General features: G+C 57.3%; 9 protein-coding genes. All 9 read right to left on the bottom strand.

Features of this window, described 5'->3' with window-relative positions; all coding sequences use genetic code 11:
* Window positions 1–63: 63 nt before the first annotated feature.
* The gene (locus EXY20_RS24870) at window positions 64–1,206 is read right to left on the bottom strand and encodes a sialidase family protein (protein WP_135554827.1); all 1,143 of its coding nucleotides are present in this window, start codon (window positions 1,204–1,206) and stop codon (window positions 64–66) included.
* Window positions 1,207–1,310: 104 nt separating this feature from the next.
* Window positions 1,311–2,174: a sugar phosphate isomerase/epimerase family protein gene (locus tag EXY20_RS24875; protein WP_135554828.1), complete on the bottom strand. Its 864-nt coding sequence runs from the start codon at window positions 2,172–2,174 to the stop codon at window positions 1,311–1,313.
* 44 nt (window positions 2,175–2,218) lie between these two features.
* The gene (locus tag EXY20_RS24880; protein WP_135554829.1) at window positions 2,219–3,271 is read right to left on the bottom strand and encodes a Gfo/Idh/MocA family protein; all 1,053 of its coding nucleotides are present in this window, start codon (window positions 3,269–3,271) and stop codon (window positions 2,219–2,221) included.
* 89 nt (window positions 3,272–3,360) lie between these two features.
* Complete coding sequence (locus EXY20_RS24885; RefSeq protein WP_135554830.1) at window positions 3,361–8,856, bottom strand: LamG-like jellyroll fold domain-containing protein; 5,496 nt, start codon at window positions 8,854–8,856, stop codon at window positions 3,361–3,363.
* A 67-nt stretch (window positions 8,857–8,923) separates the two neighbouring features.
* Window positions 8,924–9,799 carry a carbohydrate ABC transporter permease gene (locus tag EXY20_RS24890; RefSeq protein WP_135554831.1) on the bottom strand — a complete coding sequence of 292 codons (876 nt, stop codon included), beginning with the start codon at window positions 9,797–9,799 and terminating at the stop codon, window positions 8,924–8,926.
* Window positions 9,800–9,811: 12 nt separating this feature from the next.
* Window positions 9,812–10,756, bottom strand: coding sequence for an ABC transporter permease (locus EXY20_RS24895; protein WP_135554832.1), 945 nt, complete (start codon window positions 10,754–10,756; stop codon window positions 9,812–9,814).
* Between the two features lie 87 nt (window positions 10,757–10,843).
* Complete coding sequence (locus tag EXY20_RS24900; RefSeq protein ID WP_135554833.1) at window positions 10,844–12,484, bottom strand: extracellular solute-binding protein; 1,641 nt, start codon at window positions 12,482–12,484, stop codon at window positions 10,844–10,846.
* A 182-nt stretch (window positions 12,485–12,666) separates the two neighbouring features.
* The gene (locus EXY20_RS24905) at window positions 12,667–14,955 is read right to left on the bottom strand and encodes a helix-turn-helix domain-containing protein (RefSeq protein WP_235886188.1); all 2,289 of its coding nucleotides are present in this window, start codon (window positions 14,953–14,955) and stop codon (window positions 12,667–12,669) included.
* Window positions 14,956–15,057: 102 nt separating this feature from the next.
* Complete coding sequence (locus EXY20_RS24910; RefSeq protein ID WP_135554835.1) at window positions 15,058–16,296, bottom strand: DUF455 family protein; 1,239 nt, start codon at window positions 16,294–16,296, stop codon at window positions 15,058–15,060.
* Window positions 16,297–16,502: the final 206 nt, after the last annotated feature.

A 16,502-nucleotide genomic window follows, 5' to 3' on the forward strand; every position in this document is an offset into this window, starting at 1 on the left:
TTCAACTCCCAGTTCTCAAATCCGTCGGAGTAATCCTATTTAATTTCAACCTGCTAACCTTCGTTAATCGATCACCCGAAGCTTGATCCAGCGGATATTGCCTACTCCTTCTTCCACCGCCCAGAAACTGACGAAAATAAGGCCGGCATCGATACGGATCAGCGAGGGGGCGCCAAACCGAAGCGCTATGAAATCAGCCGCCATGTTGCCGGAATTGGAAGTCAACCCGGCTTGGCCGCTCCCCCATAGCGGACGCTCGGATTCGTTCACCCATTCGTCACCCGCAATTCGGGACAGATTGGCCCACAGTCCGGGCACATCCGTGCGGCGGTAAACCGTCAGCACTTGCCCCGGCGATATTTCCATGAAATTCAGCGTCTGTCCCTGCAGCCCGCATGATCGTGGCTCCGTGAACGTACTATCGATACTCTTTCCGCGGGTAATGGCGTAGTGGTTGTCCCGGTCCTTCCCCGCTTGCCTATCGTATACCCAGGCAGCAGCCAAAATTCTGCCGTCGGACAACTCGACCATCTTGGACTCCCAGAAAATATCGACATCCCTTTCATCCGCCATTACATCCGTATATGCCGGCCAGGATCTCCCCTGATCCTCTGATCGAAAGGCAACCATTTTCATTCCGTTGGGGCAATAGCCGTCAAAGCCTTTCCAGGTGGAAGTAGGCAAAATCCAGGTACCGCTACGCAGCGGCACGATCGGCGAAGTCATCTCGAAAGCCGGCCCGACCAGCGGCGGCTCGATCGACTGCGGCTCGCTCCATGTACGCCCTTCGTCGGACGACCGGAACAACAGCTGCTCGACTTCGACAAAGCCGAGATTCCCGGGGTTAACGAATCCGCAATCTTTCCTGGATCGATTGTGGCGAATTACATAGGCGATCACTTCACCGTGTGCTCCATGGGACAACCGGCACGTATCCGATGTGACTCGGTCCGCTGTGCCGGGATACAACCGGCCCTCATGCTCCCACGTAACTCCTTGATCCCTGGAGCGAGACAATTCCGTGTGCAGGTCGGCGGCTTCAAACGCTTGCCCTACCGTAAATGATGCGAGCAAGTCGCCGCCGGCCAATTGAATCACCGACGGAAAATAGGCATGGCGAGAGTAAACATACGGTAGCGGATTGCGGTAAATGATACCGGTATCGACGATCTCAAGATTGGCAATTGATTGGGAGAGCGCAGACATTCGAATCCCCTTTCATTCATGCATTTATCATTCAACTCGTTAATCATGTTAATGTTCCGTTCTGTTCAAACTTGTCGGTGGCCGGGTCCCATGTTCCCTTCGCGCTACACTTCTTGCCAGATGCGACGCACGTTGTCCAATCCTGTTCTCGTGCCGTATGTGCACGATTCGAGCCCCTCGAATTCGACGGAAATATAGCCGTCGTAACCCGCGCGCTTGATCGCACGCAGCACTTCCCGCATGTCGATGTCCCCGTGCCCGACGACCGCTCCGCGCAAATAGTTGCCGCTTGCCGTCGTCATCCAACCGTCGCCCGGATTGCGATCGGCAGGCCGAACATAAAAATCTTTTACATGCACCATCGAAGCGATCGCGGTGTTGCGCTTCACGGCTGCGACAGGATCTTCGTCGACGGAAAGGAAGTTTCCGACGTCAAGCGTCGTCCGATAGTTCGGGCGGTCCACCGCTTGAACGAGCGCTTGTACGCGATCGCTTGCTTGTACATAATAGCCGTGGTTTTCCACGCTTGTCGTGATGCCGAGTGGGGCCGCATAGTCGGCCACCTGCCGACAAGCGGATGCCACGATCGGCAAATCAGCGATAAAGTTCGTGATCGTCGCTTCGCCGATCGGACGCGTAGCGACATCGTGGCGCATCCGCTTGACGCCGAGCGCGGCGGCGATGTCGACTTGCCGCTTGACGCGGGCGACTTCCGCCGCAACGCCCGCTTCGCCCGGCTGGATGAAATTGGCGGCAATCGTGTAATTGGAAATGTCAATCCCTGTCTCCTGGACCTTTCGGCGGATCGCCTCCAGCAAATGCGGGTTATCGTCAAGGGTAAACCCGATCGGGCATATCTCCAGGTGTTCCCCACCATTGTCGGCCACCCATTGCACCACGTCGACAATCGTCATTTCTCCGGCTTGGATCGCTTTGCTCAAGCTATACGAGCTAATCCCCAGTTTCATCCTGCTTCTCCCCGTCTCTATTGTTGGTCAATGTCCCGCTCGTGTCAGACGACTGTTACCGCGTCGTTTGCCTCCGACGACCGGCGAATCGCGTCGAGCATTTTGACGATTTCGCAGCCTTGCGACGCATCGGACAACGGCTGCTTCCGCGTCAGGACGCATTCGACAAAATGGGCGATTTCGTCTTTGTAGTGGTCGTTCTTTGTCACCGACAGCCGGGAATCGACCGGTATACGATTGGATTCCTTGAACAAGGTAAGCGGCTCCAAGCTGGCGCCGCCCTTCGTCCCGAACAACTCGATCTTCATCGCGTCGTCCTGATTGCCGTTGACCGCCCAGCTTGCTTCGAGAGTCAATGCCGCCCCGTTATCGAACGTGATATAAGCTGTCCCCAAATCCTCGACGTCGTAGACCGGCTGCAGCTTGTTGTCGCTCGACCGGGCTTCATAGCTGCCCGTATCCTTAGTGGCATAGGGCGCAATGCGCCGGAACAGCTTGCCCATCGCCTTGTCCGGCTGCGGCATCCCCATCATCCACCACACCGCGTCCAGCGCATGAACACCGATGTCCATCATCGGCCCGCCGCCCGACAGCTGCATGGACGTAAACCAGCCGAGCGGCACCCCGCGTCTGCGTAAAATGCGCGCCTTGGCGAAATAAATGTCGCCGAGCTCGCCGGACGCGGCAACGCTCTGCAAGACGCGGCAATCGTCGCGGTAACGTCTGCTCATGCCGACCATGACGATCCGGTCGGATGCGGCCGCGGCCCGTTGTAGCAATTCGGCGTCTTCCACCGTCGTCGTCATCGGCTTCTCGACAAGTACATCCAATCCAGCCGCGATCGCTTGCAGCGACAAGCGCACATGGCTCTCGTTGAACGTGCAGATGCTGACCGCGTCCAAATCCGCATCGGCGTACATCTGTTCCGCGCTGGCATAAGCTTGGCAAGCATACTGTTGCGCAGTTTGCTGCGCTCTGTCATAATCCTGGTCCGCAACCGCCACGAGCTCGACGAACGGATGTTGCGCGTAATGAGGCAGATGGAAAAGATGAGCGATCGCCCCGATCCCGACGACGCCGATTTTTTTTTCATCCAAAGCCGCTCCTTAAGTATAGTTGCGCCGGGTCCGAACGAACTGCCGAGGCGGCCCTTTCGCGTGAACCCGGCCGATGCTGTCGCCAAGCGTTACGACGTCCATTGCCGCAGCAAGGCGCGAGCCGACGCTTTCAGCGTCTCCGTCGCCTCCGCTGCGATCAAGCGCTGCTGCAGAACGGCCGGATCGCCAATATGCGCGACAAAATCCTCCATGTATGCGGCTGCTTGTGCGGAAGCGTGCTGCCCAAGCAGCGCGGCAATGATCATAAGCCGGTAATCCAGTTCGTCCGCGAAAGCGGCAACGATATCGCCGGAAGCGCGGAATTGGCCGACGAGCCCGCGCATCGCGTGCACGCTGGTCGTCACATCGACGGCAACGCTCCGATCGCTTTCGACACCGTACGCCGTTTGCGTTACCGTATAGCCGCCGCCGAATGGAACGGACAAAAACTGCTGCACGCCAGTACTGTCGGCCAAGCCGGTTCGCGCCACCGCTCCGGAAGCGTCGTACAGCTTCAGTTCCACGCCGCCGCGCGCTCCGTCAACTACGATCGCGCCTGACCCGTCAGCGCTGCCTTGTGCGGACACTCGATGCGGTGCGACAGTGACGGTTCGCGTTGCCGGAGCGACTGCATCGCGGCCGTCGGCGCCGGCGATACGGTACGACACCGTATACTCACCCGGCGTATGCGTGTCCACCGCTTGCGCGTCGCTGACAATCCGCCCGCCAATATCCGCTCCGGCGCCGTCCGTGGCGGTTGCGCCAGCATCAACATAAAGGCTGCCTTCCTCGATGCGCAAGGCGGAGCCGCCGATTGGGCGCAAGCCCGTCACAGTCTGTTGCGGAGGCGCAACCGTAACCAAATTTTGTACCCATTCCGCCGGATACGCGAGCTTGTACCAACGATCCACCTTCACCCGGTCGCCGAGCGCGCCAAGTATCGATTGACCGCCGTTCCAATTGTTGAAGATGTAGACGCCGTCGTAGCCAGCTTCGTAGAACTGGTGCGCGCGGAGCAAATATTGCTGCCGGCTGACCGCCGTAAACCCGGCGCTGATCGGGATGCCGCGCTTGCGCAAATCTTCCTCCTGTTTCGTCAATTCGTGACCGGCCAGTGTAGAGGTAATGCCGCCGTAAAGCTGCACGTTCGTCCCCGCCGTCATGTCGCGGAAAACGTTCAAGCTGCCGAAAAAATCCTCGTGTCCGATCACGGACGGCACGAGCCGGTCGATCAGCCCTTCCCGCACCCATGTCGCGACGTCGAGCCCGTCCTTCTCGTACTCGTCGTACGGAATGCGGACCGAAATCAGCTTGCCCGGAAGCTGTTGCCGCACGTCGCGCATGAAGTCGGTCATGACTTCCGCCTTGAACCGGTACCATCGGGCAAGCCCCGCCTGCGTCGTCTCCTGTTGCGGCAAAATGCCGTATTGCGCTTTGTACGCGTTCGTAAGTACAGGCTCGTAGCCGAGCACGTACGGGTAACGGCCGTAATCGAGCTCCACACCATCGATCAGCGGAACGCCCGCTGCATCGGTGACCGCCGCTGCTTCCTGCAGCACATGGATGACATATTGCCGAAACTCCGGATATGCGTAGCTCATGCGAAAATCGTTGAAGCCGTCCACCGTTTTCTGCAAATAGCCTTTGCCGGCGTACTCGCCGTACAAATTGCCGTTCAGCCACGGAAATTGGTCTTGTTTATAGAACGCCTCCATGCGCATGGACGCGAACGGGTGCAGTCCGAGCTGCCGCGCCCGGCCGGCGACGATTGTCAGCGGATCTTTGCCGCTGTTCAGCATGCCGACAATCGTGTCCCGCATCTGTTTATCCCCGTCCGCCATCAACGCTTCCTGCGCCGGCGTCAAGCCGGCGAACGGCATGCCTGCGTATTGGCTGTTGCGCAGCAGCAGCATCGTCGTGCCAAGGCCCCAGTACAACGAGTCGACGTCCTGCCCGGCAAAAATGTTGACGGCGTTGTCCACCAATGTCTGTTCGTCCGCATACAAACCGGAATAAAAATCGCTGGAACCGTCGTTATTGTAGATGACTCGCTTGCCTGCCGCCCCTTCGTCCGGCCGCGTGTACGCCGCGATTTCATCCGGCGTCAGCCCGATCAGCTTCACATAGGCGATTCTGGCCTTTTTCCCGGCCAATGGGGCGACCGATACGGTGCCGCCGGCAAAATCGGACGCTAGCGCGAACACTTCCGCAATCGCTTTGCTGCCATATGGATCGACCGGTACAGAAGGAACGGGGCCGACAACCGGAATCGTCACATCTCGCGGATAGACGCCGTCCGTTACCGTAAACCCTTCGGTGCCGGTCACGTAGCCGATATAAACCCCATACCAGCCGTTCAGGTGGACCGGAAGCTGCCACGAGCCGCTCCCGTCGGCATGCTCCAACAGAATACCGCCCTCGTTCGTGCCGTCATACGTAAAGGTGGATTGATGCCATTCCGCCAGCGGTGTCGGGTTGCCCGAATTGTCCGTCGTCTCGTCCATCGCGGTAAACAACCGGACTTCCCCCGGTACGGCGGTGTCGGTTTGTCCGGGATTCAGACCGTATACGGCGCGGTACACCTTGATGTTCTGCGTCACCTCGTTCCTGACGGCGCCGCCGCCGTCCACCAGCCGCAGCTTCATCTTCATATCGCCCGTTTCGTTGCCCGCGTTCAGTCGCACCGTGACCGCCGGACCTTGTACGGCCTGCGTCCCGTAGTATACGGCGGTGTCGCCTTGGTATACGGCCGCTTGTACGGTCAGGGCTCCCGAGGCATACCACAGCGGGTCGGCATCGGCAACGGAGACGATCGCGTCAATCTGTGCGGTTTGTGAAGTTGGCAACACGGTAACGCCCGTGATGAGCGGCTTAAACTGCGTCCATTCCGGCAGCTCGTTCCGCGTGAGCCGGATGCGGTCGAACGCGGCTTCGTTCGCTCCCGACAGCGCTCCTACGGCATCGTTGCCGATCGCGAAACTGTCCGGCTCTGCGGTCGGGGTTCCCGCCCCTGTCCACCAGCCGAGCTTGCCGCCGTCGAGGGTGACGATGATTCGGCCGTGCTCGTCGCGGGCGATGCCCCATGTGTGAAAAAGTCCATCGGTCGGGATAGCAGCGTCCCCGTTGTCGTAACCGCCTTGCGCGTTTTCGACGAGCAGCTTGCCGGCGCCGCCGATGATGACACGGTACCGCTTCCCGCCGGCGACGATGTCGGTTCTCAGCCCAACTTCCGGCGACGATGCGGCCGGGACGGCCAAGCGATCGAAACGCGCGTCGAATTCCGTCGCCCATACGCCCGCTCCGAGCGCAACCGATTGGCGGATCGTCGCGGCGCCGGAGGCAGACGAATCGGCATAAGTCAAATAGCGGCCGACCTCGATCGTCTTCATGCCCGGCACGGACCCATTCGTGCGGCCGCTGTCGGTAAAGTAAGCGCCGGAGACAGGTGTGTCCGCGGTCCAGCCGGCGGCGGCGAAGCTGGTCGCGTCGTCGTTGATCGCAACATTCGGATCGGCGATCGCGCCCTTCCACATGCGAATGGAATCCAAATAGACTTCGTTCGTGCCCTCCTGCCAGTCCAGCGGCGTATTGACGATCGTCAACCCGTCCGCCCTGCCCGGCGCGGACAAGGCGATATTCGCAAATGAAGCGACCTTCGCGCCGTCGAGCAGCACCATGACCGTATTGATGCCATCATACGTAATCGCCCATTGATGAAACGCATCATCGGTCGGCATTGCCACTTCCTTGCGGACATACTCGGAAGTGCTGGCGTTCGTCAGCGCGAGCAGCTTGTTCGTATCGTTGAACAGGAGCTGATACCGTTTCTGATTGGCATAAACCAGAAAGCCGAATCCCCGCTCCGCCGGATATTGCGTAGGTGTCATCAGATCGACGAAGCGGGCGGCGAATTCGATCGTCCACGCAGCGGGGCCGATGGTGAAGCTTTTCGCCAGCGACGTATATTTCACGTTGAAGCTTGCGGTTTGATCCCCGTAGAACAAATATTGTCCGGGCGCAACCGGCTTCATCGCGGCTTGATTCGGATTGCCGAGCGTTTGGCCCGCGTCAGTTATATACAGTCCGTTCTCGGCGGGGATCCGCAAGCTCCACCCCGCTTGCTTCATGTTGGCGGCGTCGTCCTCGAGCAGCACCGTGCCGTCCGCCGTCGCCCGTTTCGTCAAGCGAACGCTGTCGAGATACGTCTCGTTCGTGCCCGCCTGCCAGTCGAGCGGCGAATTCGCGATCGTCATGCCGTCCGCATGGGTGGTCGCAAACGAAATGTCGTCAAACGAGGCGACAACTGCGCCGTCCAGCTTGACGGAGACGGTTCGCCCGCCGTTGTAGGCGATCTCCCACTCGTGGATGCCGCTGTCGGCCGGTATCGCCACCTGTCGCCGGATGTAAGCGCCCGTGCCGCTCGTCAGCGCGACGACTTTGTCGCGGTCGTTGAAGGCGATTTGATACCGTTTGCCGGCAGCGTAGACGATGAACACAACGCCGCGCTCCGCCACGTTCTGCGCCGGCGTCATCAAGTCGGCGAAGCGCGCGCCGAATTGCAGCGACCAGGCGCCGGAACCGATCGCCGCGTCGCGGTTCAGCTGCACGTATTTGCCGGCGGCACTCGCCGTTTGGTCGCCGTACAGCAAATATTGTCCGCCGGCGACCGGCTTCATGGTCACTCCGTTCGGGTTGCCGAGCGAATTCGCGGCATCCGTCGCGTACAACCCGTTGATTGGCGCCAACGTCCGCGACCAGCCGGCCCCACTCAAGCTCGAGCCGAAATCCGTGAGCAGTGCGTCGGGATCGGTCAACGCACTTTTGTATAGGTTGATGCTGTCGATGTACACTTCGTTTGTGCCCGACACCCAATCGAGCGGCGCATTAAACAGCGTAAAGCCGTCCGCGTGAGTCGGCGCCGGCTGCACGATGCCTGTGAACGCAGCGACCGCAGTGCCGTCCAGCAACACGGTCACCGTATTCGCGCCGTCATACGCGATGTCCCAGCGGTGAAACGCCGCATCGGCCGGCATCGCCACTTCCTGGGTGACGAAGGCGGATGTGGCGACGCTGATAAGCGCCGATATTTTGTTGCGATCGTTGAACGAAAGCTTGAATCGCTTATGGTCGGCGTATAAATCGATGCCGAACCCCCGCTCCGCCGCATACCGCGACGGGGTCATCAAATCGGCGAAGCGCGCCGACAGCTCGACCGTCCAAGCGCCCGGCCCAATCGTCACATCGCGGGAAAGCAGCGTATAATGCCCCGCATTGCCCGCCGCCTGATCCCCGAACAGCAAATATTGGCCGGCCGGCACCGGCTTCATCGTCACCCCGTTCGGGTTGCCGAGCGTATGCCCGGCATCGGTCGTATACAAGCCGTTCTCGGGCGCCCTGTTCGCCGTCCATCCCGCCGCTTGCATGGATGAACCGTCGTCCGCGAACAAGATTGTCTCCGCATTCGGCGTCCCTGCAATTGCGTTCGCCTCGCCGGATGTCCATGGAGAAAAGGGCAGCAGGCCGATCAATAACGTTCCGCACAGCAGCGTGCACAGCCGTTGCCGCCATCCTTGAATCGCTGTCATCGTTCGCACCTCCTCGTCGTTTGCGCGGGGGAAGGAGCGATCGTCGCAGCCCCCGCTCTGCTTGCCACTACCCCTTCAAGGCGCCGATCATCACGCCTTTCACAAAATATTTTTGCAGAAACGGGTACAACGCGAGTACGGGCACGGTCGCCACAACGATGACGGCGTATTTCAGCGTAACGTCGATTAACCCCTTGTCGAACGAGTCCATCCCCACCAGCATGCCGTCCGTGTCGTTCTGCACGAGGATGTCCCGCAGGACGAGCTGCAGCGGGTACAGATCGCGGTCACGAATGAACAGCATCGCGTTGAACCACGAGTTCCAATGGCCGACGCCGTAATATAAAATCATGACGGCCACAACCGGCATCGATAGCGGAAGGAAGATACGGAACAAAATCGTCAGGTGCGAGGCGCCGTCAAGATGGGCCGAATCTTCGATTTCGCCGGGAATGCCGAGGAAGGCGGTGCGCATCAAAATCAGGTTGAACGTGTTAACAGCCGTCGGAACGATAAGCGCCCACAGCGTATTGCCGAGATGGAGCCCCATGACGGTCAAATAATAAGGCACAAGCCCCCCGCTGAAAAACATCGTAAACACGATCAGCATCATGATGGCATTGCGCCACAGCACTCCCTGGCGCGACAAGAAGTAAGCGCCGAGCGAGGTCATCAGCAAGTTGACGGTTAGCCCCGCGATGACGACGATGAGCGTGTTGACGTAACCGCCGGTAATCATCCGATTCGCCAGCACCACCTTATACGCTTCAAGCGACCAGCCGAGCGGAGCGAGCAGCAGGCCGCGGTGAGCCATCATCTCCGCCGGATTGCTCAGCGAAGCGAAGACCACATAGACGATCGGGTACACGGTCACGAGCGAGAGTAAAGCCAGCACGAGTCCGTTCAGTGCGCGAAAGCTTCTTCTGCCGACGCTATCTTTCATTCGTATCTCTCCTTACCACAAGCTGGAATTGCCCGCTTTCCGGCTGAACCAATTCGCTCCGACGAGCAGCGCGAAGTTGATCGTCGAATTGAACAGACCGACCGCCGCGCTGAAGCTCCATGCGAAATCCTGCAGCCCTTTACGGTATACATAAGTCGAGATGACGTCCGCTGTCTCGTACGTGGCCGGATTGTACAGCAAAATGATTTTTTCGTAACCGACGCTGAGCATACTGCCGATTTTCAAGATGAGCAGGATGACGATCGTCGGCGCAATTCCGGGCAGCGTCACGTGAAGCGTCTGCCGCCATCGGCTGGCGCCGTCGATCGTGGACGCTTCGTACAGCTGCGGATCGATCGCGCTCATCGCCGCCAAATATATGATCGAACCCCAGCCGACTTCCTGCCATATTTCCGATGTCACATAGATGGGTACGAAATTGCCCGCCTTGTTCAGCATTGTCTCCTTCTCGCCGCCAAACAGCCCGATGACGGCATTGATGACGCCGCTGTCCATCGTAAAATCGATGATCAGCCCGCACACGACGACGAGCGAAACGAAATGCGGCATATACGTGAGCGTCTGCACGAAACGCGAAAAATAACGGCTGCGCACTTCGTTGATGAGCAGCGCAAGCGCGATCGGCGCCGGAAAGCCGAATACGAGCGAAGTGAGGCTGATGACAAGCGTATTTTTGAGAATGCGCCCGAAATAAAAGCTGTCGAAAAAAACTTGAAAATGCTTGAATCCAACCCACGGGCTTCCCCATATCCCTTTGGAAGGGACGTACTCCTTGAAGGCGATGATCGCGCCGTACATCGGAACGTAATGAAACAGCGCATAGTACGCGATGACGGGAAGCACGATCATGTACAACGAATAATTTCTCAACCAATCCCGGCGAATGACGGGGACCCACATCTGCAGCGCCCGCCGAAGCTCCAACCGTCGGTTCATGTTGCCGTCTCTCCTTGTTTCATGCCTTGTGCGGTTGAAACCGACAGAGGAGCGAAGTTACTTCCCGCTCCCCCGCCGGACAACGGTTTACCGTTTGTTATACCGGTCGAGCGCCGCCTGCTGCATCTCGATCGCCTTATCGATGCCGAGCTTCTTCATTTGCGCCACATATTTGTCGAAGCCGTCGAGCGATTCCGAGCCCATCACGAATTTCAACAGCATCTCGTTTTCATAGGTGTTCACTTCGTTCATGATGGTTGCCATTTTCTCCTGTTCATCGGCCGCAACGAATACCGGCGGCATAAAGTGTTTGGCTGCATCGGTGGCGGCCCATGCCTTCACCGCGTTTGTTTGCGCGTCCGTCATCGTCTGCAGCACGTCCGGATTTTGCACGAATGGCCCCATGTCGTGCGACAGCATGTAGCGTGCCATCGCTTGGCTGACCGGAAGCTTGTTCGGATTGTTCGTGATTTGCTCAGTATACTTCGGCTTGCCGTTCACCAACGCGAAGCTGACTCCTTCGATGCCGAAGTTGGCCAGCATCGAGCCCGCTTCGCTGTACAGATAATCGAGGAACATGGCGGCTGCCTCTTTGTTTTTGCTTTTCGCGGAAATCGCCGCTCCGAAGCCGATGTAGGGGAGCGAGTATTGTCCGAATTGCGGCGTATCGCCTTTCTTCAATACCGGATACGGCACGCCGACGATTTGGAACTTCGGATCCTTGTCCTTCATCGCCGTCATCCACTTCGCAACGCCGCTGGCGTGGCTGGACACTGTCGCGCCCGATCGTCCGTCAAGGATGTTGGCGTCCACCGTCTTCGTATCCAGGGTGGCAAAATTGTTGTCCAGCAGCTTCTCCTTGAACCAGACGTTCATCGTCGCGAGAAAATCTTTGTAAGCCGGCTCAATTGATCCGTACTTGACCTTGCCGTTGTCGACGAAAAACCCTTTGGTGATGCCGTATGCCCCGACAAAAGTACCCCAAGGCAGCACATTGCCCTGGAACGACCAATACGGACTGAAGGGCGCGACCGCTCCTTCCTTTTCTTTAAACGCTTTCAAAACGGTGTACCATTCGTCCATCGTGGTCGGGATCGGCAGCCCCAGCTCGTCGAGCCAGTCTTTGCGCATCGAGGGCCCGGCCGACACTAGAATGCTCGTATCACCCTTGATGATCGGGAACGAGTAATAGCTGCCTGCGTCCGTCTTCACCATTTTGTCGATGTCCGGATGCTGCTTCAAGTAGGCGGTATAGTTCGGCGCATACTTGCTTTGCACATCGTTCAGCTTGGCAATGACGTTGTCCGCTATCGCTTTCTCCGGTCCGCCGGGATATTTGGTCCAGTCGTTCCAAATAATATCCGGCAAGTCGCCGGAGGCGATCATCAGGTTCAATTGTTCGCCTTCCTTGCCCGGCGCCGGATGAATGTATTCGACTTCGACGCCGGTACGCTTCTTCAGCTCTTGGGCGAACTCCGTTTCGGCGAGATTTTTCGCCGTGGCCGACGTATTGGCGGCGAGCGGAAACCAGAACTTTAATTTGACATTGCCTTTCATCGGATATACCGGTTCGTTCCCGGCCGCCGCCGTCGCGGTCGGAGACGCCGTCGGCGCCGCCGTCGCGCCGACCTTCGCCTCGTCCCCGCCGCCCTTCGTACAACCTGCCGCAGCGCCGGCCAGCATGACTGCTGCAAGCGACGACGCAACCCACCTTGATCTTTTGCTCATCGTACCCTCCTGAACGCCATGTATTTTGCGATACAAGCCAAGTATAGAATCGGCAACTTGCCGCCGAACAGAGACAAATCATGATATGGGGGGACAATAGCGCATATTTGCAAGGACAAACTCGATCGCGCCAGGACAAAAAACAAAAGCCATGTCATCCATGGCTCTACAAGTGGCTCGCATCATAACAAATCCATATATTTACCGGGCGTTACCCCCTCATGTTTGGCAAATACGCGCCGGAACGTGCGTACGTTGGAATAACCGACTGCTTGTGCGACGATGTCCATCGTCATCCCGGGCTCCTGCATAACATTTTTCGCCTCGGCGATTCTCACTTTGGCGATGTACTCCAGCAGCGGAGTACCGGTTCCTTCTTTGAAGATGCGGGAGACGGAAGCGGGGTGCAGCCCCATCTGATCGGCGATCGAAACGATGCTGAAATCGATGCTGCGGTATTGCTCCTGCACGATGCTCACTATGGTTTGAACGACGGACGTATGACGATTGCCCGCCTGCTCCTGTCGGACATACCCGCATATGTTGCGTAAAATTTGCTTCAATTGCCCTTTCAACTCGTTTACTGTACGGCATTCAAGCAGTCGTTCGATCGGATCGAGCGATTCCAGAAACGGATTGTCGCTTATGCTGCTCATATCGTTGATCGTCTTCAGCATCGTGCTGACGAGATCGACGAATAAACATTTTGCCAGTTTGAGCGGCAGCTTTCGCTGCTCCAAATGATCCTTGAATATATCATCTATGATTGCCTCCGCGTACCCGTACTCTCCCGCCTTGATGCTGTTCATCAATGACTGCTCTTTCTCCAGCGGGTAATAGTATTCGCCCCTCATCCCGGTGTTGTTCATGTCGCTGTAAAGGAATACGCCCGTCACGCCGTAGACACTCTGGTATTCCATCGCCTCGAGCGCTTCGTCGTACGCTTTGGCAATGCCGATCGCCGAATAGTGGACACCGCTGACGGTAATAGCAGGTGAAATACCGTGCAGGGTCTCCATATGACCGGCGATGCGATTCGCGATTGCGGACGCGGAGGCGTCCCGTATCCGGTCATCCGATTCCTCTCGTTTGTCGCAATTGAGCAAATAGACGAGCCAATCGTCCATCTCCGCCAAATATCCGGTCACCATCGGTCCGGCCGCCTGATCGATTGCGATCGCAACTGCCGAACGAAACGCCGAAAGCGGCATATCCGCATCCTCATTCGCCCGTACGATCATGACGGTGAACGCATCGGAAACGAAATGCATCCCGTAGGCGTCCAGCGATTGCTCCAGCGGAATGGCGCTTTCTTTCCCTTTCAGCAGCTTCTCGATAAACCGGCCGCGCATGAACGTAGTCAATCTGCTGCTCATGTCCTCGTTCTCCGTAATCGTCGAGTGAATCGCCTGCCGGAGGAAATTGTACTCGTTGGCCTGCGCGCCCGGGACGATAACCACGTTCTTTCGTCCTTGAAACAGCTCCATCAATGCCCGGACAAGCGAATAATTTTTGCGGACGAACAAGTACGCAAGCCCTCCGCCGATTAACAAGCATACGAGCAAGCCGATCGCAGTCGCTTTTTTGATATATTCCGACTTGTCCCAATAAACACGCTCCGGCATGAGGATCATATATTTCCAATCGGTCGCCTCCGAGCTTATATAGGAAACGACCACAGGCTGCCCCGAGTAGGACGCCTTCAGGACGCCGCTCTTGCCCGCCAGCTCTTTATACCCGACGGGCATGGGCTCGACAAGCGGCGAAGTGGAAGCCAGCACCCGGTCCTGCTTGTCAAGGATCGCCGCTACGCCATTGTGAATATAGTCAACGCTGCCGGCTATCCAAAATTTCGAGTCGTCCACGAGGATCACCACATTCCCCCTGATCGTCGAACTGGGGTTCCCGATCGGGACGGAGCGGACATAAGCAAGATCGCCGATGCCCCCGTTTTCGTTCGCCGCGCTGTTTCCGAGTTGGACGTAACCGCCGTTGTAACGCTGCTGCAGCCGCATTTTCCATTCCTCATAGGGGATCGGATTGCGTGTATAAAGATGGTTATAAACGACTTCGGAAGAATTGCTGATCTCGGGCGTTACAATCGCATCTATGGACGGAAAATAGACGAAGTAATGCGCCGACCGCTGCGAAGACTGGTACACTTTCAAGCTTTCGAACGCTTTGTACAACGTAAAATACTGTTCGGGCATGAGCGGCCCTTGGATTGTCAGCAGCTCTTGCACTTGAGGGTTGAAAGCGATTTCAATACTCAGCCGATCGATATCGGAGAGCCAGTTGTCCATGTCCTGTCGCACTTTAGACAGGATGAGATTGTTCGAGCGGTTGATTGCCTCTGCAACCGTCCGGTTCGTTTGGGTGTACGTGACGATGCTGACCAATAGCGGAACGAGCAGTATGGCGGCATAAGACAACAACCACGGGATGGCGATGCTGTGCCGCTTGAACATCACATGAAGCAAAATTATGTCTCCCCCTCGGCTACCGCCCTTCGCCAACTTATGCCCCTATTATACAAAATACGCCCGATTGCAGAAAAGTGCTAATCCGCTTGTTCATGCCGGCCCGGGTTCTCTATTATTGTCGAATGTGCGCTTGTCGTTAGCCTCCCGACATTCCTGCACCAATGCCTCGAGGTCGGCTCCAAGCCGATAGCGGGACATGAGCTCGGGAGCCCACTTCCTGCCATACTGGACATGCATCGTTTCATCCGCCGCGTCATACAAGAATGCCTGAGCGGATAAATAATCGTTCAACTCCATATGACCCTTCAGCCGCATATGGCGAAGCGGAAACGAGCCGGCTTCGATAACGAGCGTAAGGGTGATATATCGGCGGGCTGCATCTATTTCCTGGCGCCAGCTGTAGTTTCCCGTCATGTATTTCATTTCTTCGAGAGCGACGCCGATCTCCTTCAGCCTTACTTCCCCGATCGTGGAGTGCCGCACCTCATCCCATAAATGGCGGGACAAATCAAGATAAAATTCCCACGGCATCCCCTTGATTTCGTACATAATGCTGCCGAGCGTTTCAGCTGCCTGCATCTCCTGCAAATAACCATAGCCGAATTGCCAAATCAATTCCTCTCTGCGAGAAGGATTGACCGGTGCACTCACGCGATCCTGCACCTGAAAATTCTCCGGACGAATCGCCTGAGAAGCGGGAAGCTCCAACTGCTCAGGCGCAAGCCGGACTAATTCCCTCAGCGCCTCTTGATGTCGCTGTTCCGTCCATGTCTTGGACTGCCTGAACACGTCAACCAGCAACTCGCCGATGATTTGATCGCATGCGGCATACCACGGTTGCCATGCCGGTGTGTTATACAGTTCGGCAGACAGCCGCTCGAGGAGCTTAATACTTGCGATTTGCTCCTTCTCTTCTGTGCAAATTTGCTTCATGATGTGCTGCGTCGGCGCATCGTGAACGGGGAACACGCTTTTTTCCTGCTCCTGCAGCAAATCCACCAACCGCGGCTTCATGCTTTCATAAATCGCGGCAAGCATCGCCCGGACGTTAGGGGCAGTCGCCAAATAGACAGGTATATATGACAAAGCCGGATGAACCTGTTTATCCGGGCGGCCGCGAAGCTCCTTCGTGCGAACCCGCAATTCATTGGCATGTATCGAATCTTGCCATTGATGCAACCCAAGCGCCTGCTTCATCGCCCAGTCGGGCATCGCCGGAATAATCGCCGCCAAATGCTCCATCATCATCTTCTCGAGATGAAAGCCTATTTTCAAATAATACGTACTCTCCGAATGAGAAATATACCCCGCCTTTTCCGGTTGTGCCATTGTCGTTTCCTCCCTCGTTTATCTGCATGACATGTAAAGTATAGAATCGTACCTCATAAACCTGAAGGGACAGAATGCGATCCACGGGGACAATATCGTATGTTTAAGGGAAACATGAAAAAAAACCGCCCCGCTCCGCCGGTCCGGCGTGTGTAGAGACGATCCTTATGCGGTGCTTTGATCCGAATGGTGTACCCGCGGCAACC

It is taken from the genome of Paenibacillus cymbidii, assembly GCF_004764705.1.
Taxonomy (GTDB): domain Bacteria; phylum Bacillota; class Bacilli; order Paenibacillales; family NBRC-103111; genus Paenibacillus_AN; species Paenibacillus_AN cymbidii.